Here is a 23,242-nt window from a genome sequence, read left to right on the forward strand (position 1 = left end):
GATCGCCTTTTTTGTTAGTATGAATTAGCTATTAAGGCTTTTTTTCAGTTAGTTTCTTTTTATTCTCCGTATATCCTGCAAAGCCCAGCGCCAGGATCAATAATATTGATCCTGCCAGAGAGATGGTCTCGCCGGCATAATAAGATACGGGGTGGAATTTAAATTCGATCGTATGATTACCCACTGGTATCTGCGCTGCACGTAAAATGTAATCGGCACGGAAATAAGGCGTTTCTTGCCCGTCAATGTACATTTTCCAGCCTTTATCATAATAAACTTCAGAGAACACCGCTATTTGCGTGGCGGTTGAATGACTCTTATAAGTCATATGATCCGGGTTGTAATTTACCAGATCTATGGTGCTATTGGTATCTATTACCGCTTCCTTCTCGTTGATCAGGCTTCTGTATCTTTGGTCAATTATAGCTTCTTCTTTGGGGTTAAAGCTGCTAATGGCTGCCATCTCTTCGTCGGCATTTTGCGCATATTTTACATTTTGCACAAACCAGGCATGGCCGCATGCAGTTGGATTAGCCTGCATATTTACGCTTTGTGTTTTAGGATCAGACGTGATCAGGTATTTCACATTCATCATGTCCAGAACATCATGATTGATGCTCTTCGTGAACTGACCGTCAATGATCTCCTGGTAGCGTTTAAGCCTGGCTGCCGAATACCCGCCGAATGATTTGTGAAAGAACGGATTGCGCAGGTCATAGGTTAGCGGTTCGGAAGTATCAAAGACTCTGAAATCAGGATCTTTATCACGTTGGATAAACTGATCAACCTCGCGTGGTTGCGGTGCGTTTGTTTCTTGCTTATCTGCAAAATTTTCGTCTTTTAGATAGCGTTTATCAACCTGCCAAAAATCAGCCAGCATTAATACCAATAAACCTATAGACACTATAGTTGCTGTAATCTTATGTTTCAGAAACGCTAATAAAATACCGAAGGCTAATATCACAAATATCAAAGAGCGAATAGCATCGGCACGTTCCAGGCCGATACGGTCTTGAACAACAGCGGCCGAAATCTGTGCTGCTATAGCATTGTCATTATGCAGCTGTTGAGCCAGCATTTGGGTTCCGTTGACTTGATCGGCAGAATGAAAGCTTAATATCAGATCAGGTACCGCTATCAAAATTATCAACAAGCCACCTGTGATGTAAAAAGCCAGCAAAAGCTTTTTGGTGACATATTTAGTGTCGTTAGCTTCCAGTGTTTCCTTAACAGCCAGGAAGGCCAGTATCGGGAAACATAAACCGGCAACCGCCAGGACAGACTCTACCGTACGGAATTTATTATACAGTGGGAAATATTTAAAGAATAGATCTGATACTACCGGCCAGTTACCACCGAATGATAATAACATGGTCAAAACCACGGTGCCTAACAACCACCATTTTAAACGGCTTCTTACCACAACCAATCCAAAAATAAACAAGAAGCAAACCACCGCCCCAAAATAAAACGGACCGCTGGTGCTTGGTTTGGCGCCCCAATACATAGTCAAGCCTGGGAAGCCGCCAGAAATTTGATTGGCAAACTGCACGGATTGCTCTTGTGACTGACCAGCACTGCTGAATACTTTAGCGGTGGCCGAATTTTGGTCAAGCGCTTCGGCTCCGCCACCGGTTGCACCACCATAAGCATTTGGTACCAGGAATGTTAAACACTCGCTTACACCCTGGCTCCACTGGTAGGCGTAATCTTTAGCTAAGCCGCTGCTTGGCTCGGTAGTGTGCTGCGATAAATTTGATTGACCTCGAATGGTGTCTTTACCATAATCATAGGTGCTCCAAAGTATTGAAGCATTTACCATTAAGGCTAATACTAAAGCACCTCCCAAATAAGCTAATGACTTTAGGTAGTTATTGAGCGTTTTGGCTTTGATAGCATGGTAAAGCTCAATGCCTGCTAAAATTAAAATTGCAAACATGAAGTAATAAGTCATTTGCACGTGGTTGGCGCGAATCTCCAGAGACAAAAATAAAGCCGTGAGCGAGCCGCCCAAAATGTGCTTACCGCGCAGCGTAAGTATAATACTGGCCAGTAACGGTGCAAAATAAGCAATAGCCGATGCCTGGTTGGAGTGTCCGGCAACCAATAAAATGATATTGTATGATGAAAACGTAAACGCGATAGCGCCGGCCGCAGCCAGCCACGGATTCAGTTTTAATACTGTGAACAAGAAGTAAGTGCCTAATAAAAGCAATAAAACAGTATCAATTGGGTTAGGGAATACCGCTTTCATAGCATGGATAACATGCGTGGTGATATTATGGTTGTAAGGAGCCCAAAGCTGGAAAGCAGGCATACCGCCAAAGATCTGGTTGGTCCAGAGTATAGTAGTATCTTTAGCTTTGTAGGCATCAATTTCGGTGGTGGTTGACTGGGCACCGGTTACGTCGGCCTGGCCTAATACTTTACCCTGGAATGCAGGCGTAAAATACAGGAAACAGATCACTAAAAAAATTCCGATGATGGCAAAGTGAATGCCATTGCGCTTAAACCAGTTGCTCATTTAAGGTTTTTTAAAATATATAATTATTAATGCTCAAAAATAGAAAATTGCCTGACAATAGGAATTATATGTTTGAAACGATTTATACGCCCTGAGTATGGGCAGCGAAAAGCAGTATAATAATGCCTAAAATACTTAGGCCATAGGCAATAACTATCTGCCTGGTATATTCTTCAATATTTCTGCGGATATTGAAGTAATTATAAACGGCTAATAAAATTATGGTCAGGAAAAAGAACCAGTTAAACTTGTTATCAAGTGTAAATAAGGCGCAACAAACCACGTAATTGGCAATAATCAGCAATACATATTTAGGCGTATTGTTGTGTCTGCGTCTGCGGTTAAATAATGGGCCAGGTTGTTCCACGGTTAACTATTTTACTTCTTCGTAATCAACAAAATCACCGGCTTTGTCTGTAAAATGGCCTTTTTTGTCGGTTTTTTCAGGGACATAATCAACCTTGATACGGCCGGTTGGCTGTTCAGGGCGGTTGCTGTAATTAGTTTGCTGCTGTTGTTGCTGAGCCTTGTTAACCATGCTTTGAAAAAGTGCGGGTATTGCCCAGCGCAGTATAGCTCTTACAATGTATAGTATCGCAATTGCGATGAATATAAAACGAATAAATTCTTCCATCTGATTTTCTTTGCTGTAAAGCGGCTGCAAATATAATAATTATTATAACGGCAAAATTGTTTGCTTATGATTTGCGCTTTTGTTTTAAGACACTCTTTTGCTATGCTTGTTACATCAGGGGAATGTCATTTGTACTGAATTCAAATCAGGCTGTCACCCTGAGGCACTCGAAGGGTGAGCGATGGCCTGCCTGGCGTTTAGTTGGCCTTTGCCCTCATGCTTCGAGTGCCTCAGCATGACAGCCAGCCCCAGCGCGCTACCTTACTTACGAAAACTTCTCTTCCATCATTTTCTCTAGCGCAAACATTTCGTCGCGCAGTTTGGCGGCACGTAAAAAGTCCATATCCTTGGCTGCGGCAAGCATGTCTTTCTTGGTATTGTCGATAGATTTTTTCAGGTCGCCTTTTGACATGTATTGAACAATCGGGTCGGCAGCCAGAGTCATTATCTCGTCTTCTACATACGCTTTTTGTACGCCACCCTGGAAATCCATTACTGATGTTTGCTCAATGATCTCTGCCCGGGTTTTACCAACAGTCATCGGCGTAATGCCATGCTCTGCATTGTATGCAATCTGTTTTTCGCGACGACGCAATGTTTCACTCATCGTGATCGCCATCGAGTCGGTAATCTTATCGGCATACATAATTACACGTCCACGGTCGTTACGCGCAGCGCGGCCTATAGTTTGTATCAGAGAACGCTCGCTGCGCAGGAATCCTTCTTTATCGGCATCTAAAATTGCTACTAAAGAAACCTCAGGTAAATCAAGGCCCTCACGGAGCAAGTTAATACCTATCAATACATCAAACACGCCTAAACGCAGATCGCGCAGTATCTCTACCCTTTGCAGGGTCTTAACTTCCGAGTGGATATACCGGCATTTGATACCCAAACGGTCCATATATTTTGCCAGCTCTTCAGACATGCGTTTGGTTAGGGTGGTTACTAAAACACGGTCGCCCATTTTTACGGTTTTATCTACTTCGTCTAAAAGGTCGTCCACCTGGTTAATTACCGGGCGCACTTCTATTAACGGATCAAGCAAACCGGTAGGGCGTATCACCTGCTCAACCACCACACCATCAGATTTTTCTAATTCAAAATCAGCAGGGGTAGCGCTTACATAGATAGTTTGTGGTGCCAGGCGCTCAAACTCCATAAAGTTAAGGGGCCGGTTATCCATAGCTGCAGGCAGGCGGAAACCATAATCAACCAAAGAGATCTTTCTGGAACGGTCACCGCCGTACATGGCCCTGATCTGCGGAACAGTAACGTGGCTCTCGTCTATCACCATTAAATAATCATCCGGAAAATAATCCAGCAAACAGAACGGCCTGGCACCCGGCGCACGGCCATCAAAAAAGCGGGAGTAATTTTCAATACCCGAGCAATAACCCAACTCACGGATCATTTCCAGGTCGTAGTTTACCCGCTCTTCCAGCCGTTTAGCTTCCAGGTAGCGGCCATCGTCTATAAATTGCTTTTTGCGGGTTTCCAGCTCCTCTTGTATGGCCCAGATAGATTGCGTGAAACGTTCGCGCGGTGCCACATACAGGTTAGCCGGATAAAGCACCATATGCGTCATCTTTTCTACGGTTTTGCCACTGCCAATGTCAAACGTGCTTAGCTCTTCAATGTCATCGCCAAAAAAAGAAATACGGTAAGCGTGGTCCATATAAGCCGGGAAAATATCGACGGTATCGCCTTTAACCCTAAAGGTGCCGCGTTTAAAATCGGCTGTAGTGCGCGAATATAATATCTCTACCAAGCGGTGTAAAAATGCATTGCGGCTTATCCTGGTACCTACCGCAAACTTAAATACCGAGTTGGCAAAATCCTCCGGGTTACCCATACCATAAATGCAGGAAATAGATGATACCACAATCACATCCCTACGGCCACTCATCAAAGCCGAAGTAGTGCGCAAACGCAGCTTTTCAATCTCCTCATTGATCTGCAGATCTTTTTCTATATAAGTATTGGTGGTGGGTATAAAAGCCTCCGGCTGATAGTAATCGTAGTAGGATACAAAGTAGTTAACCGCGTTTTCCGGGAAAAACTGTTTGAACTCGCCATAGAGCTGCGCCGCAAGGGTTTTATTGTGGCTCAGAATCAGCGTAGGTTTCTGCGTTTGCTGGATAACATTGGCTACCGTAAACGTTTTGCCCGAGCCGGTAACACCCAGCAGGGTTTGATAATTTTCGCCGCCGTTCACGCCTTCAACCAGTTGACGGATGGCTTCGGGCTGGTCACCGGTGGGTTTATATTGAGAGGTTAATTTAAAATCCATGTTTTACAAAAATACCTGTTTTTTATGTTGTACGTATGACGTTTTACGTTGTACGTTGTACGTTTTCTTTTACAATAGCATTATTATAGGTTTTGTTATACGTATCACCTAAAACGTACGACGTAAAACCTCAACAACAAAAAAAGTACCTGCTTGTGACAACCTTATGTCAGCAGAAAAAAATATATCATCTACAGAACTATTTTTTATCATCTGTATTATGATAAATTTACGTTAGTAAACTAAAACCTTCTAAACCCCTGTACTATGATCTTCGTGCTGAATAAAACCAATACCGTGGCTAATAGTTTTTTAGCGCAAATGCGCGATATTAACGTGCAGCAGGATAAGCAGCGTTTTAGACGGAACCAGGAAAAGCTTGGCGAAATTCTGGCTTACGAGATCAGTAAGTCATTTAAATATAGCCCCGAAGAAATACAAACACCATTGGGAACCTGTACACTAAAACTACCCGCAGAAACGCCCGTGCTGGGTACCATATTGCGGGCGGGGCTACCTTTTCATCAGGGGTTTTTAAATTTTTTTGAAGATGCCGAGTCGGCGTTTATAACCGCCTGTCGCAAGGTTAAACGTTCGGGGGCTTTTACTATACAAGTAGATCATATATCAACCCCCAACCTGGATGGCAAGACGTTTATTTTGTGCGACACCATGCTGGCCACCGGCCAAAGCATAGTTGACGTCTGTAAAGAATTAATAGCCACCTATAAAATTACCAATCTGCACATCGCCGCTATAATTGCCAGTACAGAAGGTATTGCACATGTACAGGCTAATCTACCAAAAGCCAAAATATGGGTTTGTGCAGTGGATGAAGAAATGACCAGCAAATCTTATATAGTACCGGGGCTGGGTGATGCGGGAGATTTGTCGTTTGGAGAGAAAGCTTAGTTATTTCGGATGTCGGATTTTCGATTTCGGATTGATAGCGCCCGTCACGTCATCGTGAGCGAGGTACGAGCGTGATGATCTCTGAATAACACGATTATTAATATTTGATATTTATTTATTGTTTTAAAATAAATTTGTATCGTATTGCAATTAATTTCTATACTTGTGAAACCAATTGTCACAACGTTATGAAATTTAAGTTTAGCACTAATCTTCTGGTCAATATTGTCATCATTGCTTTCGTGGGTTTGTTGGTTTTTACCTGGGCTTCGTTTTACTTTGGGCCTAAATCATTTACCGGTACTGGTTATCTAAATAAAAATGAAGGTTATTCATATTCTCTATTAAAGCCTTTCGATCAGGAAATACCGGACAGCACTACTTATAGGAAATATGATTCTTTAAAACAGGAAAAAGAAGCAGTACGGCTTTTTAGAAATGGCGTATGGCCCCATGAGGGCGGCCCCATGTTTGCTTGGTTCCTGGCAACCGATGGCGGCTTGATTTGCGACACTTGTACAGTGTACCGCCCGCTTGATCACGGAAAGTTTATGCCCGACCCGGGAACCCGTCAATATTATATAAAACTACCTGCCTGGCAGTTAAAATCTCAAGATTATGGGCGGCCTTATTTTGCTCCTCAATTTCATGTTGAGCATAGCCAATCGTATGTGCGTAAATTTCTGTCAGATAAAGTCCTGAAAAAAGGTAATGGCACCGATCATTCGCTTGAGCAGGTAGATGTCCCTGTAAAATTCAGGTATAATAGTAAAGATAATGTTATGCTCATCCCGGTTTCATCAGGTACCAAGCATTTTGTTTCCGGTTTGCTGTTCGGCTTAATCGCCTTATTTGGTGGGTGGTTTTACTACCTGGTAGCCTCTTTTTTAAAATTCATCATAGATATTTCAAAAGGTCTGACCTTCACCGCAAAAAACGTGAACCGGTTAAGGCTTATCGGTTTTAGTTTGATTGGTTTCCCCGTTTTGATGATGGTGCTTCCTTTTGTAGCCCGCCTTATATTTAGTAGTTACTTTACTGACGATATTGTACTGAAAAAGGAGGTGTGGAACCAATCATGGCAAATGCTTAGCGCGGGAATTGTATTTTTGCTACTCTTCAGAGCATTCAGCCAAGGGAAAGCTTTAAAAGAGGAACAAGAACTAACTGTTTAACCATGCCGATAATTGTAAACCTTGATGTAATGATGGCTAAGCGCAAAATGTCATTAACAGAGCTTAGCGAAAAGGTAGGCATCACCATGGCCAATTTGTCCATCCTTAAAACAGGTAAGGCTAAGGCAGTGCGGTTAGAGACCCTGGAAGCCATTTGCCGTATATTAAATTGCCAGCCCGGAGATATTCTGGAGTTTGTGGATTGATTGTTTGTTAAAATTCTATTCGGTATCGCTAAACAATCTCGCTGTTAATGAGTTATATCGATAATAACTTATAACACTATGAAAAGATCAATCACTGCTTTTTTAACAGCAATGCTAATTGCAGGTGCGGTAACCGTTTTTGCTGATAAATTACCAAAACGTGAAAGCGTACACATTCCAAGCGGCAGAAGCATCACCATGCAGGCCCGGATCAATAAACTGGGCCATGCCTATGGTACAATAACCGTCGACTTTAAAATTAACCGCAAAGGGGAGGTTATTTGGGCAGAAGCCAATAAGGTGCATACCACTGTAATGGACAAAGCCTTTGTACATAAAGTGGAGGATGCCGTAAAGGATATGAAATTTAATAAAGCTAAACGCGCACCAATGAGCCAGAATGGCAGCATAGCTTATTCGTTTAGATAAGAACCAGTTATTATAGCGATGGGTTTTAAACCCATCGCTATATAAATAAATTTTACCTTTGCTCATTCATGAGCAAATACCAACACATTTTTTTCGACCTTGACCATACCATCTGGGATTTTGATAAAAATGCCGAAGAGGCCTTACATGAGTTATATATCAGTCACCGCTTAAGTAATATTGGCTTAGCATCGGCAGACGTTTTTATCGAGACGTACACCCAAAACAATCACCGTCTTTGGCGCGAATATCACATAGGTAATATTACCAAGCAGGCGTTGCGCGAGGCTCGTTTTAAACAAACTTTCCTGGACCTGGGCGTACATCCGGATGTGATACCGGCAGGTTTTGAAGATGAATATGTGCAATTGTGTCCCACTAAAACCAACCTGTTTCCTCACGCGCATGAAACGCTGGAGTACCTGCGGGGTAAATATCAGCTGCATTTAATATCTAACGGATTTAAAGAATCGCAGGATACCAAGATTAACGGCACCGGTATTGGTAAATATTTTACGCATATTATAATCTCCGAACTCGTCGGCGTCAATAAACCAGACAAGGCGATATTTGAATACGCCGTTAACCTGGCCGATACCACCAAAGAACAAAGCTTGATGATAGGGGACAGCCTGGAAGCGGACGTATTGGGCGCACTGAATTTTGGGATGGATGCCATTTATTTTAATCCGTTTAACGCGCCGAAACCTGATGAGGTAAAAGTTCAGATCAGTGACTTGAAAGAGTTAACTTTATTATTGTAAGCCAAATAGCAACTGTGAATATAGCCGCCGAACGTAAAGCCATAGAAGAAGCCCTGGATACCTATCGCGATCTGTTGGATGAGGTTAGTGATGAGCAATTTGCCGAAACTCCCGAACAAGGTGGCTGGTCCATAGCTGAAATTTACTCGCATGTTTTACAGTCTACCTTAGGTGCTTCCATAGCTGTTGAGCGTTGTATAAACGGTACGTGCGATACCAGCCGCAAAGGCTTGAGCTGGATGGGGCGTTTTGTTTTATTTTTTAGGCGATTTCCAATCAAAGTAAAAACTCCTGCAGCTGTGGCCTCTAAAATGACTATATCCAAAATCAGTATGGAAGATGCCCGCAATCTCATCATCAAATGCCGGCATCGTATAGACACTATCGCTCCGCGACTTGCTGAAGAAACCGGTATCCATAAGATCAGCCATTCCATTCTGGGCATGCTCAACGGCAAGCAGTGGTTCAAGTTTGCGTTGGTTCATTTAACACATCATCTCAAACAAATTAACCGTATAAAAAATAAATTTAATACCAGATGAAACCTTTTACATTTAACAGCGTCTTAATGTTAAAATAATCTGGGTTTCAGATCTTTGTTAAAAATTAGGTTATGCATTTTGAGTACGCATATATGGTTGTAATACTTCTTCTTATCATGGTAGGGGTATTTTACATAAGCCCATACGAACTTACCGTTGATGAAGAGGAGAGCGAGGAATAATCGCATCATCTCTAAAATACCAAATAAATTTTCCGGTAAAAAATACCGGCCAGATTATTGTCCCCCAAAACTTTCATGGCAAAACGCGAAGTTGATATCGTAATTATTTCCGATGTGCATTTGGGTACCTATGGCTGTCATGCCAAAGAGCTGCTTAAATATTTAAAAAGTATCAAACCTAAAATGTTGATCCTAAATGGCGACATTATTGATATCTGGCAATTCAGTAAATCGTATTGGCCAGAGGCGCATATGAAGGTGGTACGCCGCATTATGAAGTTTATTACCGAGGGCATCCCGGTTTATTACCTAACCGGTAATCATGACGAAATGCTACGTAAGTTTGCCGATTTTGACTTAGGTTCATTTAAACTGATGAACAAAGTAGTGCTTAATATCGACGGTAACAAAGCTTGGATATTTCATGGCGACGTATTTGACGTTACCATGCAGCACTCTAAATGGCTTGCTAAACTAGGGGCCATTGGGTATGATACCTTAATAATTTTAAACAGCCTGACTAACCGGTTGCTAACCGCATTTGGGCGCGAAAAAATGAGTTTCTCGCAAAAGGTCAAAGCTAAATTTAAAGATGCTGTAAAGTTCATTAATCAATTTGAGCAAACGGCTGCCGATTTGGCCGTAGACAAACAATACCAATACGTTATCTGCGGCCATATTCATCAGGCAGAAATCAGGGAGATTACCGCTACCGATAACCCCGGCAAAGTATTGTATCTAAATAGTGGCGACTGGGTAGAGAGCCTAACCGCGCTAGAGTACAATGAAGGCAACTGGAATATCTTTAAATATAAGCCAGAAGATTTTAAAAAGGAAGTTGAGGATGATGACCAAACCGATGCCGAAGATCTTGATGCTAAATTGGATGTGAATTTGTTGCTGGAAAGATTTAGGCAGGAACAATCTTAAATTTCGCCCGTGCGTTTATCTTTATTAAATTGGTCGGCAGTTTAGCATGAAGATATTATACGCCATACAAGGAACCGGCAACGGGCACATTAGCCGTGCACGCGAGATCATTCCGTTGTTACAAAAATACGGCGAACTCGACCTGCTGGTAAGCGGCACCGAAGCCGAGGTGACCCTGGCGCAGCCTATCAAATACAAATTTCACGGGGTGAGTTTTGTATTTGGCACCAAAGGCGGGGTAGACAAATGGGCCACTTATAAGATTATGAATCTGCCCCAAATGTGGCGTGACATGCACAGCCTGCCGCTAAAAGATTATGACCTGATTATTAATGACTTTGAGCCTGTTAGTGCCTGGGCCTGCAAATTACAGCGCGTGCCTTCAGTGTCGTTAAGTCATCAATGCTCTTTTGTATCGCCTAATACACCGCGGCCAAAGGCAGGTTTATTCAATTATGGCGCATGGTTGTTGAATAATTATTCGCCCACTACACATCATGTCGGTTTTCATTTTGAGCGATATGCCGATTTTATCCACACGCCGGTTATCCGCAGCGAGATTCGCAATTTGCAAACTACTAACCTGGGGCACTATACGGTATATCTACCGGCATACGACGATAAGAAGCTGACCGAATTATTGAAACAAACAGATGTAGATTGGCACATCTTCTCCAAGCGCCAAAAAACGGGTTATACTGATGGTAATGTGCAGGTAATACCGGTAAATAATGAAGGCTTTAACATGAGCCTGGCTAGCTGTGACGGCTTACTGACGGGCGGTGGTTTCGAAGGCCCTGCCGAAGCGCTCTTTCTGCAAAAGAAAGTAATGATGATACCGATGTTTGGCCAGTACGAACAGCAATGTAATGCACTTGCCGCATCGCGGTTAGGCGTGCCGGTACTACAACATATTGACGAAAGCTTTGTACAGCGTGTAAACAACTGGATCAAGGGCGAAGACAGGGTATGGGTAGATTTCCCCGATGAAACTGCGGCTGTTATAGATGATATGGTGAAGCGGTACGCGCGGTAGTACCTCGCAATGACGCGATGCAAAAGATTTTAACATCCCCTCTTTTTCTGCTAATATTGCAGTCATGATAAACGTGTTCAGATCTTATAACCCCATTAATATTATATGGCTGGGCATTTTATTGTTTTTATTGCGGGCCGGGTATGTTTATAACGCCCCCGCCCATGTAGAATTTACCTATCTCGAGCCTTTTGCACGTTTACTGGCGCCAGATGCTTATCATTATGCTTTCCCGGCCTTAGTTAACGTGTTTTTGGCGGCGGTGCTGGTTTTTATACAGGCATTATTGGTTAATAGATTAGCCAACCAATATGGTTTGTTAGGCAGGCCAAGCTTTTTACCGGCGCTAATGTACATAGTACTCTCAGCGTTATTTACACCATTCCTAACACTGAGCCCACCACTTATCTGTAATTTTTTGCTGATATGGATGTTTTACAAACTGTTTGATTTGTATAAGGGCGACGATGCCAAATCCATTACTTATGATCTGGGGATGATCGTAGCCATTGGGTCGCTCATTTATTTCCCATTCATTTACTTGTTTTTAACTATCTGGGCTGCATTGGTGTTATTCAGACCTTTCAACTGGCGCGAATGGATTATTGGTATAATGGGTTATGCTACTATATTTTTCTTTCTGGCGGTTATTTATTATCTGCGTAACAAGTTGCCGGCTTTTGCCGATATCTGGACACCGCTGGCAACCAAGTTCCCCACGCATGTAAGCATTAACACCTATAATTACCTGGTGTTGGTGCCCGTTATTGTAATTTTTGCTTTTGGGATAGTGCGTATACAGCAGGTGTTTTTTAGAAGCTATGTGCAAATTCGCAAATCATTCCAGTTATTGTTTGTCACTTTTTTGATTGCCGGCTTATCATTTTATGTAAAGGCGCAATTTTCATTAACGCATTTTTTACTGTGTGTAATCCCCCTCAGTATATTTTTTGCCTACTATTTTCTGTATGCCAGCGCCCGTTGGTTTTATGAAAGTTTGTTTTTAATACTGCTGGTAAGTATAGTGTATTTTCAGTTTAACAATTTTTAACTTTTACATTCGTTCAAATTTCGGCTGTTATATTAGATTTGTAGCATGAAAATTTCTGTGGCTTTTGTATAGCCGCATGAAAAACAAAAACATATAGCTAATGAAATTTGGAGTTGTAATATTTCCCGGGTCTAATTGCGATGAGGATATCATCCATGTATTAGAAAAAATAATGGGTCAAGAAGTTGTAAGACTTTGGCATAAAGATCATGACCTTCAAGGTACCGAATTCATTATCCTGCCCGGTGGCTTTTCTTTCGGCGATTATTTGCGCTCTGGCGCTATTGCCCGCTTTTCACCTATCATGCAGCAGGTTATTCAGTTTGCAAATAATGGTGGCTATGTAATGGGTATCTGTAACGGATTCCAGATATTGACAGAGGCTGGTTTATTACCAGGCGCTTTATTGCATAACAATCATCGTAAGTTTATTTGTCGCAATATTTACATGAAGCCGCAAACTTCAAACGCATTAATTACTGCTCATATTAACCCGGAGCGTGCACTTAAAATCCCGGTGGCACATGGAGAGGGTAACTACTTTGCCGATGCCGGGGTATTGCAATCATTAAAAGATAACGATCAGATCTTGTTCCGTTATTGCGATGAGGCTGGTAACATAACAGCCGATGCCAATCCAAACGGATCATTAGAAAACATAGCAGGTATCACTAATCTTGGCCGTAACGTATTTGGCTTTATGCCGCACCCTGAGCGTGCTGCCGACTCAATACTGGCAAATGAGGATGGGCTGGCAATTTTTGAGTCTATCCTGTCAATGGTTAAGGCCTAATGCCTGTTCTGGTTGTCGATATAGGAAATACTTTTACAAAGACAGCCATATTTGAGCAGGACGAACTGGTTTATACTGATCATTTTAAAACGCTTGACGCGGCATTAATCTATACTTTTTTAACAAAGTACAACGTTGATAAGGCGATCATATCATCGGTAAAAAAAGAAAGCCAGGAATGGGAGCCACAGCTAAAAGGAAAAGTGCCGGTAATTGAGTTTAATGCCGAAATGATAACAGGCATTAATAACCATTACCGTACGCCGCAAACTTTAGGGCTTGACAGGCTCGCGGCCGTGGTAGGCGCACATCACCTATACCCTGGCGTAAATAACCTGGTAATTGATGGCGGCACATGCATTACTTATGATTGGGTAGATGCTGATGGTAATTATTTTGGCGGCAGCATATCGCCGGGATTAAATATGCGTTATAATGCACTTAACTATTACACATCGGCACTGCCTGTGGTTAAGCAGGATGACGATTTTGACAGTAACACTGGTAATGATACCGAAACTGCCATCAGATCGGGCGTGCAAAACGGAATTAAATTTGAACTGCTCGGCTTTATTAACAGTTATGCCGGCAATCAACAACAACTAAATATTATACTAACCGGAGGCGACAGTATTTTTTTTGATACCCTATTAAAAAATAGCATCTTTGCCCCCTATATAAAAAATGAACCATACCTGGTTCTTAAAGGATTAAACGCAGCTACACAAAAGCATAATGACTAACTATACCAAGCTCTTTATAACATTTTTACTTGCCGCCATTGTATTTCAGGCCAACGCTCAATCAACGGCTACTACAAGCTCGCCTTACTCGCAATACGGCCTTGGTCAGCTTACTCCAATGATATTGCCGCAAAACCAATCAATGGGTGGCATTTCAACCGGTGTAAATACCATTAACCGGTTTATGAGCATTAACCCGCAAAACCCGGCATCATACGCAACGGTAAGTTTTACTACGATCGATGCAGGTTTGTACGGCGACAAAGTATCGTTAAGCCAAGCCGGTCAGAGTTCGCAAAAAAACTCTGATTTTAGATTGAGTCACCTTGCATTTGCAATACCAATTGGTAGCACCAGTGCATTTAGTTTTGGTTTGATGCCTTATAGCCAGGTAGGTTATAACTACACCAAGTCTGTAAAGGGTTACGGCACAGGTTCATCGCTAGATACTAACGTTACCAATTATATTTACAGTGGCGAGGGCGGTTTAACCAAAGCTTATTTAGGTTATGGTTTTTCAATAGCACGTAACTTCCTGTTCGGCGCAAACATTTCTTACATTTTTGGTAATATTAAACACCTGCAACAGCTTGAAATACCTACGTTAGGTAATAATTTAAACACTTCTATTGAGCAAAGCGACGCTATTGGTGGCGTAAGCTATGACTACGGTTTCCAGTATATTTATGACTTGTCGCTTTCGCGTCACCTTACTTTCGGTTATTCTGGCTCGGCCAGTTCACAGCTTAATTCAAAAAGCAGTTACATAGTTAGTCAGTATACTTTTGATGCCAATGGTAACCGCAATGTTGCGTTAGATTCAATTATCAATCAGACAAATAATACCTCAAAAATAAAGCTGCCTAATATCCAGCATTTTGGTATTTCATATCAGCAGGATCTGAAGTTTTTAGTTGGTGCAGATTACAGCATGGGCAAATGGGCAGATTTACGGATAGACGGTACTAACCCAGGCATGGCCAATAGCAGTACCTTTAATATTGGGGGCCAATACACACCTAACTTTAATGCCTTGCACAATTGGCTGGCTACATTAGATTACCGTTTAGGCGTTATGCTGGATAAAACCTACTACAACGTACCTAATGCCAACGGCGACGGGTTTACAAATATCAAGTCAAAATCTTTGAACTTTGGTGTAGGTATACCGCTAAAAGGGGGTAACACAAGCTATTACAAAATAAACTTAGCCGCCGAGGTTGGGCAACGCGGAACAATAGCTAATGGCCTTGTGAAAGAAAATTTTGTAAACTTTAGATTAGGTTTTACACTTAACGATAAGTGGTTCCAGCGTTATAAATTTGATTAATTGAATAATGCATAGTCGGTTAAAGCAGGTATCGTCCCTTATTTTGCCGGTGTTGCTTTTAAGCATGCTGTTATTGGGAGCGTGCGAAAACGATCTCAAAAAGATCAAGGAGATATCATCTAAATTTACAAGCCAGCCGTACGACACCACAAAAGGTGTCGAGGTGATCTACAGCGATTCGGCCATTGTTAAGGGTAAGATGATTACCCCGATGATGATCCACTTCAATGTTGCTGCCCCATATTATATCATGCCAAAAGGGGTTAAGGTTATTTTTTACGATGTATATGCAAGGGAAGACGGTAACATTGTTGCCGACTCTGCGGTTTATCATGATGTAGACCAGAAGATAGAGTTTTATCATCACGTAGTTTATACTACAGCAAAAAATGAGACTTTTAAATCTGAAGAGTTGATATGGGATAAGCTTAAAAAATCCATGTACTCCACCAAACCCGTACAATTGGTGTCGGCCACCGGCGATATCCTAAATGGCGTCAACTTTACCAGTGATGATAAATTACTGAACCCCCAGATGACACAGGCTACCGGCAGTTTTAACGTTAAAGATATGCCAGGTGCAAAGTAATTTTAACGTAAAAAATTGTATGTTAAAATTTTACTAAAAGTTGTATCTTGCGCCCTCTTTTTAAGGGTATATTATAAATAAAATAACATAGAATAATAAGTTTATGGCTGTAATGGGTTATCTGCGCGACCGGATGGGTAAAATTGTCGCAGGTGTGATTGGGCTTTCGCTATTTGCATTTATTGCCACAGAAGCAGTAAAGAGCGGCGGGTCGTTTTTTAAAGGTGATAATAACGAAGTGGGTTCTGTAGGGGACGAAAAAATCCCGCTGGATAAGTTTAATGCGAGTGTCGAACAAAATTTGGCACAGTTTAAACAGCAGTCTGGCCAAGGCCATGTTACTGCTCAAATTACAAGTTATGTGCAGGACAATACCTGGAACCAGTTTGTAAGTAAAGCAATATTTGCCAAAGAAGTTGACAGGCTAGGCATTACCGTAGGTGGTAATGAAACGCAGGACATGCTTACCGGCCCAACGCCAAACCAGCGTGTAATGCAGGTATTTACCAATCCGCAAACCGGAAAATTTGACCCGTCATCAGTAATAAATGCTCAAAATGCTGTGAAAAGCTTGAGAGATGATGATCCGCAGAAAGCAAGATGGGTAGATTTTATTACCGATATTATTGACGCTAAAAGAGCCGAAAAATACATGGCTTTAATTGCCAATGGTGTTTACGTTAACTCGCTTGATGCTAAAGATAACTACGATGCTAAAAACAGACTGGCTAACTTTAAATATGCTTTGTTAGAATATGCTTCTATTCCTGATAGCAAGGTGTCTTTAACGGATGCCGATTATAGCAGCTATTATGACGAGCATAAAAATGAATTTAAAAATCCGCAGGAATTAAGAACTATCGGTTATGTTAGCTTTAACGCTGCGCCATCGAAAGCCGATTCGGCAGTAGTGAAAGATCAGTTAACAAAACTGCTTCCTGATTTTATCGCTTCAAAAGACGATTCATTGTTTGTGCAGATCAATTCAGAAACAAAAGCGCCGTTAACCTGGCAGCATAAAGGCGAGCTTGATCCAAGGATTGACAGCTTAATGCTTAAACAAAATCCGGGATTCATCTACGGTCCTTACCTGTCAAACGGTAGCTATAAATTAGCTAAATTGGTTGAAACACGCATGAGCCCTGACTCTGTAAAAGCCAGACACATACTGATTGCTCCTACCGGAACAGGCGGCATACAGCAGGCCCTTGCAAAAGCAGATTCATTGAAAAAAATCATCCAAAGCGGCAAGAGCACGTTTGCAGCTTTAGCACCAATGTTCTCTGTTGATAAAGCATCTGCTGTAAAAGGCGGTGAGCTGGGTACTTTTGGCCGTGGTGCAATGGTTGCCCCATTTGACAATGCAGTATTTGAAGGTAAAAAAGGCGACCTGAAAATTGTAACCACTCAATTTGGTGTACACCTTATTGAAATTGAAGATCAAAAAGGATCGTCAAAAATTGTAAAAGTTGCCACTGTTGATAAACCGTTAACTGCCAGCAGCGCTACACAATCTGTTGCTTACAGTAAAGCTCAAACTTTCCTGGCATCTGTTAATAAAGACAATTTTGATGCTGAGGCCACTAAAGAGGGTTTTAAAACTCAAAAAGCTGATGACATTACCGGTATTGCTTCAAGCCTTCCGGGCCTTATTGATGCCCGCGACCTGGTAAGATGGGTGTTTAAAGCTGACAAGGGCGAAGTTGCCGATCAGGTATTCACTGTTGACGATCAATATGTTGTTGCACACGTAACTGCAATTAAACCAAAAGGCATTTTATCGCTTGACGTGGTTAAGGATAAAATTAAACCCGAAGTTATCAAGCAGGTAAAAGGCAAAATGCTGAGCGATAAATTCGCAGCTGCTACTAATGGCTCATCGTCAATTGAGCAAATTGCGCAGAAGGCGGGTGCCAAAGTTACCCCGGTACAGAATATAGTGTTTGCTAATCCGGTTATCCCTGGCTCGTCTGCAGAATACAAACCTATCGGTACTGTATTTGGCTTGCCGGTTAACAAAATATCAAAACCAATTATTGGTCAGCAAGGTGTTTATGTGCTGGTAGCTAACAGTTTTATAAACCCGGCGCCGCTTACTAATGCTGTAAGAGAGAAAGAACAACTAGCTGGTGCGCTGTTACAACGCGCCGAAGGGCAGCTGTTTGAAGCCTTGAAAGATAAGGACAATGTAAAAGATAACAGAGCTAAGGTGCTGTAGTCAATATTTAAAGTAATTTTGTATCCGGGATAACGTTTATACTTCGTTATCCCGGATTTTTATTTTAAGCAAAATGGAGATACAAGAAAATTTTGTGAATAAGGTAGCCCAAAGCGGGCTGGTAACCTTAGACCCTGCAGATTTTTATACACCCGGCGAACGTGTGGTTTACGATATTAAAGACAACCTTTTTCATGGCCTGATATTGCGCGAGAAAGAACTGCGCGATTTTGTCAAAGAACATGATTGGGCACAATACCAGGATAAATGCGTAGCGCTTACCTGCACCGCCGACGCAATTGTACCAGCCTGGGCTTACCTGCTTTTGGCTAATAGGATGGCACCATATGCTAAAGAGGTTGTTTTTGGCGATTTAGAGACGCTGGAAACTGTTTTGTTTACCAAAGAGCTAACTAAGCTTGATGTAGAGCAATATCGCGACCAAAGGCTGGTAATTAAGGGCTGCGGAGACATAGACGTGCCGGTATCGGCTTATGTAGAGCTGGGGAAAAAATTGACACCGGTGGTAAAAAGCCTTATGTTTGGTGAGCCTTGCTCAACCGTACCAATTTATAAACGAAAAGACTAACAATTTGGTTAGATTGCTTTTTGTAAAAACCTTTAAATGAAGAAGTATTTTTTACTCTTATTGTTGCTGGCTTTATGCTGCACCATGTCTTTTGGCCAGGAACTGAAAGATGTTAACGAAGCCGTGTTTAAAGCCGGCGAGGAGTTGACGTATAAGTTTAAATATGGAATCTTTACAGGAGCCGAGGGGCACTTAAAGGTTGAGGACGGCGAAGCAATAGACGGCCATGCTACCTATCATATTATTGCTGATGGTAATACCGCAGGCAGTTTTGATTTTTTTTATAAGGTGCGCAACCGCTACGAAAGCATTGTCGACCAAAAAACTTTACTGCCATACTTATATACCGAAACCCGGAAAGAAGGCAGCTGGAAACATACCGACAAAGTAAAATATGACCAGGCCGGCAATAAAATCATAGCCAATAAAGGGACATTTGCAACTAAAGGGAAGACCTTCGATTTTGTATCGGCCTATTATTTTGCGCGCGGGCTTGATATCTCTAAAATAAAAATAGGCGATAAGTTTGAGCTGCCCTATTTTTTAGATGACGGAGTTTATACATTGAGTATAACCTACGCGGGCAAAGAAATTGTAAGCAGCGCAATCGGTAAGTTTAATTGTCTTAAATTTAACCCTACAATTATAGCCGGACGGATCTTTAAAAAAGACAGTAAGCTGTACTTGTGGATAACAGATGATAATAACAGGATACCTGTGAAGGCAAACGTCGGATTGATCATTGGTAGTGTAACTATGGATTTAACCGCTGCCAAAGGGCTTAAATATCCGCTTAATCCAATAAAATAATTACAATGATAGAGGTTGGCAGTGTTTTGGTACATGAAGATGTAGTAAGAGAGAACTTTGTGTGCAATTTAACCAAATGCAAGGGCGCTTGCTGTTTAGAGGGCGACTCGGGTGCGCCTTTGAATCATGATGAGCTGCATATCCTGGATGAGATTTACCCCAAGGTAAAACCCTACATGACCGCCAAAGGTATTGCCGCCGTTGAAGAGGTTGGTACCTCAACAACCGATTTTGAAGGCGACTATACTACTCCTTGTGTAGACATGAACAAGGAATGCGCCTATGTGATTTGGGAGGGGGGCATAACCAAATGTGCTATTGAAAAAGCGTACGAAGACGGGGTGATAGATTGGAAAAAACCTATCTCTTGCCATTTGTATCCTATCAGGATAACCGCGTACCCGGAGTTTGATGTGTTGCATTATGATCGATGGAGCATATGCAGCCCGGCATGCAGCTTTGGCGATGAACTTAAAGTGCGCGTTCATGAGTTTTTGAAAGGCCCGCTAACCAGAAAATATGGTCAGGAGTGGTATAACGAGTTAGAAGAGGCTGTGTCGGTTTACGATCAGAAGTTTTAAATATTCCAATCTTTTGTAAACAATCTTACGTATTAACGCTTAACTTAAATCAATAACTAATTAGTTTTGCAATAAAATTGTATCATTGCAACATACTTAATAAATTTTAATGAAAGTAGCTTTAATCACGGGCATCACCGGTCAGGATGGTGCTTACCTCGCAGAATTTTTGCTTAAAAAAGGTTATTACGTACATGGCGTAAAAAGAAGATCGTCGTCGTTTAATACAGACCGTATAGATCACTTATACCATGATCCGCATGAACCCAATGTTAAATTTAAATTGCACTACGGCGATTTAACCGACTCGACCAACCTGGCAAGATTGATACAGGAAATTCAGCCTGACGAAATTTATAACCTGGGTGCCATGTCGCACGTGCAGGTGAGTTTTGAAACACCGGAATATACCGCAAATGCCGATGGCATAGGTACGCTGCGCATATTAGAAGCAGTAAGGTTGTTAGGACTTACCAAAAAAACCCGTATTTACCAGGCATCTACTTCGGAGTTATATGGTTTGGTACAAGCAGTTCCGCAAAGCGAAACAACACCGTTTTATCCACGCTCGCCTTACGCGGTTGCTAAATTATATGGCTACTGGATAATTGTTAACTATCGCGAAGCTTATGATATCTATGCCTGCAACGGTATATTGTTTAACCATGAGAGCCCTATCCGCGGGGAAACTTTTGTTACCCGTAAAATTACACGTGCAGCTTCAAAAATTGCCCTGGGCTTGCAGAGCTGTCTTTACTTAGGTAATCTTTCTGCACAACGCGATTGGGGCCATGCTAAAGATTACGTTGAAGCGATGTGGTTGCTGTTGCAACAAGATGTAGCCGAAGACTATGTAATTGCTACCGGCGTAACTACAACAGTTAGAGAATTTGTTAAAATGGCTTTTGGCGAATTGGGTATAACACTTGAATTTAGCGGAAAAGACGAGAACGAACGTGGTGTGGTAATTGATATTGACAAAGACAGAGCTAAAGAGTTAAACTTAGATCCAGACCTGTTGAAGTTAGGACAAACTGTGGTTAAGGTTGATTCCAAATACTTTAGACCAACAGAAGTTGATCTGTTAATTGGTGATCCAACTAAAGCACAAACACAGTTAAACTGGAAACCTAAATATGATTTAGCCGGCTTGGTTAAGGATATGATGGAATCAGATTTACACTTGGTTAAGAAAGATGATTATTTGAAAAAGGGTGGTTTTAAAACCATGAATTATTTCGAATAGCCGGATATTCGTTACTAAATCTATTTACATGAAAAAGATCTTAAGCAGTGTAGTATTGCTGTTAATATTTGTTAAGGTTGGTATGGCGCAAGGTCAATACCAACCTTATTCATATCAGTTCTATCAAAAATTTGACGAAGATCTGTACTCTACCAAAACCCGTATTCATACTTCTTTAAAGCCTTTCATAATTGATAGTACATTGCAGCGCAAGTATGATTCATTGATGAATTATGGCGTTGATACCAGCAAGCATCATGGTTGGGTTTACCGTAAACTTTTTAATGAGCATTTGTTTGACGTTAAAGAACGAGACTATACCTTCTTTGCTGATTTTATGCCTGATCTGGATATTGGTAAAGACTTTTCGGGCCATAAAAATACCTGGATGAATACCCGTGCCTATCAGTTGGGTGGTACTATAGGTAAGAACTTCTATTTCTATTCAAGCGGTTCAGAAAATCAGGCCGTATTTCCTGAGTATTTAACCACTTATATCAACCAGGTGGGTATTGTGCCTGGTAAGGCTTATGATCGTAGCTATGGCAAAAACACAAAAGATTGGTCAGACGTAAGCGCCCTGGTATCCTACACGCCTGTTAAATATCTTAACGTTACCCTGGGCCATGATAAAACGTTTATAGGTGATGGCTATCGCTCTATGTTGCTATCAGACTTTGCCTCTAATTATCCTTTCTTAAAGTTAACGGCTAATTTGGGTAATGTTAGGTACATGGTTATGTGGGCCTATATGACAGATCCTGCATCGCCTGAGCTGAACTACAACAATGGCTATAATCGTAAATGGGGTATATTTCATTACCTGGATTGGAACGTGAGTAAACGTGTGTCATTAGGCTTTTTTGATGCGGTTATTGCTGCCGATCGCGACTCGGCTACCAATGTACATCGTGGTTTAGATCCTGCTTATTTAAACCCGGTTATATTTTTGCGCCCGATTGAGGCATCAGACGGCTCGCCAGATAATGCTTTAATAGGTTTTACCGGAAAATATAAAATTACAGATGGCATAACCGCTTATGGCCAATTTGTACTGGATGAATTTAATTCTAAGGATTTCTTTGCAGGAGAAGGAAGTTTTAGAAATAAATATAGCTGGCAGTTTGGCTTTAAAGGGGCCAATCTGTTTAACGTGAAGAACTTAAATTACCTGGCCGAGTATAACGGTGCTACGCCATATACTTACTCTGAAACATTAGAAATAAAAAATTACAGCGAAGAAGGCGAGCCGCTTGCGCATCCGTTTGGGGCCAACTTTAAAGAATTGGTTGGATTGCTAAACTATAGCTATAAGCGGTTTGATTTTAGTGGTGAGATGGATTATGGCCACTATGGGTTGGATATTAATGGCCTTAATTATGGTAAAGATATATTTAAGCTTTATCAAGATCCCGTGCATCAGTTAGGCAATTATATTGGTCAGGGTCTAACTACTAACATGACGTATTTGGAAGGTAAAGTTGCTTATGTGCTTAATCCGAAATATAATTTACGCATTGAATTAGGTGGCATATATAGGTTAGAAACTAACGATCAGTTTAGGGATAAAACATCTATGATCACTATAGGCTTACGTAGTTCATTCAAGACACTTTATACCGATTTGGCAAGTTATAGAACTCATTAATTATAATTAAATAGCTT

Annotated in this window: 23 protein-coding genes; 19 read left to right on the top strand and 4 right to left on the bottom strand. The window is 41.5% G+C overall.

Features of this window, described 5'->3' with window-relative positions; translation table 11 throughout:
• Nucleotides 1–31: 31 nt before the first annotated feature.
• From HB679_RS11085 to uvrB, 4 genes are all read right to left on the bottom strand, one after another.
• On the bottom strand, nucleotides 32–2,524 hold the full coding sequence (locus HB679_RS11085; protein WP_214072047.1) for a YfhO family protein: 2,493 nt from the start codon (nucleotides 2,522–2,524) through the stop codon (nucleotides 32–34).
• 82 nt (nucleotides 2,525–2,606) lie between these two features.
• The gene (locus HB679_RS11090; protein WP_214072048.1) at nucleotides 2,607–2,891 is read right to left on the bottom strand and encodes a hypothetical protein; all 285 of its coding nucleotides are present in this window, start codon (nucleotides 2,889–2,891) and stop codon (nucleotides 2,607–2,609) included.
• Nucleotides 2,892–2,897: 6 nt separating this feature from the next.
• The gene (locus tag HB679_RS11095) at nucleotides 2,898–3,158 is read right to left on the bottom strand and encodes a DUF4834 family protein (protein WP_214072049.1); all 261 of its coding nucleotides are present in this window, start codon (nucleotides 3,156–3,158) and stop codon (nucleotides 2,898–2,900) included.
• Between the two features lie 265 nt (nucleotides 3,159–3,423).
• Nucleotides 3,424–5,451, bottom strand: coding sequence for an excinuclease ABC subunit UvrB (gene uvrB, locus HB679_RS11100; RefSeq protein ID WP_214072050.1), 2,028 nt, complete (start codon nucleotides 5,449–5,451; stop codon nucleotides 3,424–3,426).
• A gap of 267 nt (nucleotides 5,452–5,718) precedes the next feature.
• Between uvrB and upp the strand changes: the two genes are divergently transcribed.
• The 19 genes from upp to HB679_RS11195 all read left to right on the top strand — a co-directional run bounded on the left by upp (nucleotide 5,719) and on the right by HB679_RS11195 (nucleotide 23,225).
• On the top strand, nucleotides 5,719–6,363 hold the full coding sequence (upp, locus tag HB679_RS11105) for a uracil phosphoribosyltransferase (protein ID WP_214072051.1): 645 nt from the start codon (nucleotides 5,719–5,721) through the stop codon (nucleotides 6,361–6,363).
• A gap of 188 nt (nucleotides 6,364–6,551) precedes the next feature.
• Nucleotides 6,552–7,538, top strand: coding sequence for a DUF2975 domain-containing protein (locus tag HB679_RS11110; RefSeq protein ID WP_214072052.1), 987 nt, complete (start codon nucleotides 6,552–6,554; stop codon nucleotides 7,536–7,538).
• 2 nt (nucleotides 7,539–7,540) lie between these two features.
• Nucleotides 7,541–7,744: a helix-turn-helix transcriptional regulator gene (locus tag HB679_RS11115; protein ID WP_214072053.1), complete on the top strand. Its 204-nt coding sequence runs from the start codon at nucleotides 7,541–7,543 to the stop codon at nucleotides 7,742–7,744.
• A 78-nt stretch (nucleotides 7,745–7,822) separates the two neighbouring features.
• Nucleotides 7,823–8,173, top strand: coding sequence for a hypothetical protein (locus HB679_RS11120; protein WP_214072054.1), 351 nt, complete (start codon nucleotides 7,823–7,825; stop codon nucleotides 8,171–8,173).
• 68 nt (nucleotides 8,174–8,241) lie between these two features.
• A complete protein-coding gene (locus HB679_RS11125; RefSeq protein ID WP_214072055.1) occupies nucleotides 8,242–8,937 on the top strand; it encodes a YjjG family noncanonical pyrimidine nucleotidase in 696 nt (231 codons plus the stop codon).
• A 14-nt stretch (nucleotides 8,938–8,951) separates the two neighbouring features.
• On the top strand, nucleotides 8,952–9,479 hold the full coding sequence (locus tag HB679_RS11130) for a DinB family protein (RefSeq protein WP_214072056.1): 528 nt from the start codon (nucleotides 8,952–8,954) through the stop codon (nucleotides 9,477–9,479).
• A gap of 257 nt (nucleotides 9,480–9,736) precedes the next feature.
• The gene (locus HB679_RS11135) at nucleotides 9,737–10,591 is read left to right on the top strand and encodes a UDP-2,3-diacylglucosamine diphosphatase (protein WP_214072057.1); all 855 of its coding nucleotides are present in this window, start codon (nucleotides 9,737–9,739) and stop codon (nucleotides 10,589–10,591) included.
• A 46-nt stretch (nucleotides 10,592–10,637) separates the two neighbouring features.
• Nucleotides 10,638–11,627 carry a glycosyltransferase family protein gene (locus tag HB679_RS11140; RefSeq protein ID WP_214072058.1) on the top strand — a complete coding sequence of 330 codons (990 nt, stop codon included), beginning with the start codon at nucleotides 10,638–10,640 and terminating at the stop codon, nucleotides 11,625–11,627.
• Between the two features lie 64 nt (nucleotides 11,628–11,691).
• On the top strand, nucleotides 11,692–12,678 hold the full coding sequence (locus tag HB679_RS11145) for a DUF6427 family protein (RefSeq protein WP_214072059.1): 987 nt from the start codon (nucleotides 11,692–11,694) through the stop codon (nucleotides 12,676–12,678).
• Between the two features lie 100 nt (nucleotides 12,679–12,778).
• Nucleotides 12,779–13,471 (top strand): phosphoribosylformylglycinamidine synthase subunit PurQ, encoded by a 693-nt coding sequence (gene purQ, locus HB679_RS11150; protein ID WP_214072060.1) that lies wholly within the window; start codon nucleotides 12,779–12,781, stop codon nucleotides 13,469–13,471.
• Nucleotides 13,471–14,214 carry a type III pantothenate kinase gene (locus tag HB679_RS11155; RefSeq protein WP_214072061.1) on the top strand — a complete coding sequence of 248 codons (744 nt, stop codon included), beginning with the start codon at nucleotides 13,471–13,473 and terminating at the stop codon, nucleotides 14,212–14,214. Before purQ ends, HB679_RS11155 begins: the two co-directional genes overlap by 1 nt.
• A complete protein-coding gene (locus tag HB679_RS11160) occupies nucleotides 14,207–15,544 on the top strand; it encodes a hypothetical protein (protein WP_214072062.1) in 1,338 nt (445 codons plus the stop codon). Before HB679_RS11155 ends, HB679_RS11160 begins: the two co-directional genes overlap by 8 nt.
• Nucleotides 15,545–15,551: 7 nt before the next feature.
• Nucleotides 15,552–16,133 carry an LPS export ABC transporter periplasmic protein LptC gene (gene lptC, locus HB679_RS11165; protein ID WP_214072063.1) on the top strand — a complete coding sequence of 194 codons (582 nt, stop codon included), beginning with the start codon at nucleotides 15,552–15,554 and terminating at the stop codon, nucleotides 16,131–16,133.
• A gap of 103 nt (nucleotides 16,134–16,236) precedes the next feature.
• Nucleotides 16,237–18,351: a SurA N-terminal domain-containing protein gene (locus tag HB679_RS11170; RefSeq protein ID WP_214072064.1), complete on the top strand. Its 2,115-nt coding sequence runs from the start codon at nucleotides 16,237–16,239 to the stop codon at nucleotides 18,349–18,351.
• Between the two features lie 73 nt (nucleotides 18,352–18,424).
• The gene (locus tag HB679_RS11175) at nucleotides 18,425–18,940 is read left to right on the top strand and encodes a DUF2480 family protein (RefSeq protein WP_214072065.1); all 516 of its coding nucleotides are present in this window, start codon (nucleotides 18,425–18,427) and stop codon (nucleotides 18,938–18,940) included.
• Nucleotides 18,941–18,976: 36 nt separating this feature from the next.
• Complete coding sequence (locus tag HB679_RS11180) at nucleotides 18,977–19,750, top strand: DUF3108 domain-containing protein (RefSeq protein ID WP_214072066.1); 774 nt, start codon at nucleotides 18,977–18,979, stop codon at nucleotides 19,748–19,750.
• A gap of 5 nt (nucleotides 19,751–19,755) precedes the next feature.
• Nucleotides 19,756–20,331, top strand: a complete 576-nt coding sequence (locus tag HB679_RS11185) for a DUF3109 family protein (protein ID WP_214072067.1) — start codon at nucleotides 19,756–19,758, stop codon at nucleotides 20,329–20,331.
• Nucleotides 20,332–20,440: 109 nt separating this feature from the next.
• Complete coding sequence (gene gmd / locus HB679_RS11190; protein ID WP_214072068.1) at nucleotides 20,441–21,577, top strand: GDP-mannose 4,6-dehydratase; 1,137 nt, start codon at nucleotides 20,441–20,443, stop codon at nucleotides 21,575–21,577.
• Nucleotides 21,578–21,605: 28 nt separating this feature from the next.
• Nucleotides 21,606–23,225 carry a gliding motility protein RemB gene (locus HB679_RS11195; protein WP_214072069.1) on the top strand — a complete coding sequence of 540 codons (1,620 nt, stop codon included), beginning with the start codon at nucleotides 21,606–21,608 and terminating at the stop codon, nucleotides 23,223–23,225.
• Nucleotides 23,226–23,242: the final 17 nt, after the last annotated feature.

The sequence above is a fragment of the Mucilaginibacter sp. dw_454 genome, assembly GCF_018449775.1.
Taxonomy (GTDB): domain Bacteria; phylum Bacteroidota; class Bacteroidia; order Sphingobacteriales; family Sphingobacteriaceae; genus Mucilaginibacter.

Excerpts from the sequence above, each read along its gene's own strand:
- HB679_RS11125 (WP_214072055.1), top strand. The coding sequence starts at position 8,242 with ATGAGCAAATACCAACACATTTTTTTCGACCTTGACCATACCATCTGG.
- gmd (WP_214072068.1), top strand. The coding sequence starts at position 20,441 with ATGAAAGTAGCTTTAATCACGGGCATCACCGGTCAGGATGGTGCTTAC.
- HB679_RS11115 (WP_214072053.1), top strand. The coding sequence starts at position 7,541 with ATGCCGATAATTGTAAACCTTGATGTAATGATGGCTAAGCGCAAAATG.
- HB679_RS11155 (WP_214072061.1), top strand. The coding sequence starts at position 13,471 with ATGCCTGTTCTGGTTGTCGATATAGGAAATACTTTTACAAAGACAGCC.
- HB679_RS11170 (WP_214072064.1), top strand. The coding sequence starts at position 16,237 with ATGGCTGTAATGGGTTATCTGCGCGACCGGATGGGTAAAATTGTCGCA.
- HB679_RS11175 (WP_214072065.1), top strand. The coding sequence starts at position 18,425 with ATGGAGATACAAGAAAATTTTGTGAATAAGGTAGCCCAAAGCGGGCTG.
- HB679_RS11135 (WP_214072057.1), top strand. The coding sequence starts at position 9,737 with ATGGCAAAACGCGAAGTTGATATCGTAATTATTTCCGATGTGCATTTG.
- HB679_RS11185 (WP_214072067.1), top strand. The coding sequence starts at position 19,756 with ATGATAGAGGTTGGCAGTGTTTTGGTACATGAAGATGTAGTAAGAGAG.
- HB679_RS11110 (WP_214072052.1), top strand. The coding sequence starts at position 6,552 with ATGAAATTTAAGTTTAGCACTAATCTTCTGGTCAATATTGTCATCATT.
- HB679_RS11160 (WP_214072062.1), top strand. The coding sequence starts at position 14,207 with ATGACTAACTATACCAAGCTCTTTATAACATTTTTACTTGCCGCCATT.
- purQ (WP_214072060.1), top strand. The coding sequence starts at position 12,779 with ATGAAATTTGGAGTTGTAATATTTCCCGGGTCTAATTGCGATGAGGAT.
- HB679_RS11140 (WP_214072058.1), top strand. The coding sequence starts at position 10,638 with ATGAAGATATTATACGCCATACAAGGAACCGGCAACGGGCACATTAGC.
- uvrB (WP_214072050.1), bottom strand. The coding sequence starts at position 5,451 with ATGGATTTTAAATTAACCTCTCAATATAAACCCACCGGTGACCAGCCC.
- lptC (WP_214072063.1), top strand. The coding sequence starts at position 15,552 with ATGCATAGTCGGTTAAAGCAGGTATCGTCCCTTATTTTGCCGGTGTTG.
- HB679_RS11095 (WP_214072049.1), bottom strand. The coding sequence starts at position 3,158 with ATGGAAGAATTTATTCGTTTTATATTCATCGCAATTGCGATACTATAC.
- HB679_RS11085 (WP_214072047.1), bottom strand. The coding sequence starts at position 2,524 with ATGAGCAACTGGTTTAAGCGCAATGGCATTCACTTTGCCATCATCGGA.
- upp (WP_214072051.1), top strand. The coding sequence starts at position 5,719 with ATGATCTTCGTGCTGAATAAAACCAATACCGTGGCTAATAGTTTTTTA.
- HB679_RS11145 (WP_214072059.1), top strand. The coding sequence starts at position 11,692 with ATGATAAACGTGTTCAGATCTTATAACCCCATTAATATTATATGGCTG.
- HB679_RS11120 (WP_214072054.1), top strand. The coding sequence starts at position 7,823 with ATGAAAAGATCAATCACTGCTTTTTTAACAGCAATGCTAATTGCAGGT.
- HB679_RS11180 (WP_214072066.1), top strand. The coding sequence starts at position 18,977 with ATGAAGAAGTATTTTTTACTCTTATTGTTGCTGGCTTTATGCTGCACC.
- HB679_RS11195 (WP_214072069.1), top strand. The coding sequence starts at position 21,606 with ATGAAAAAGATCTTAAGCAGTGTAGTATTGCTGTTAATATTTGTTAAG.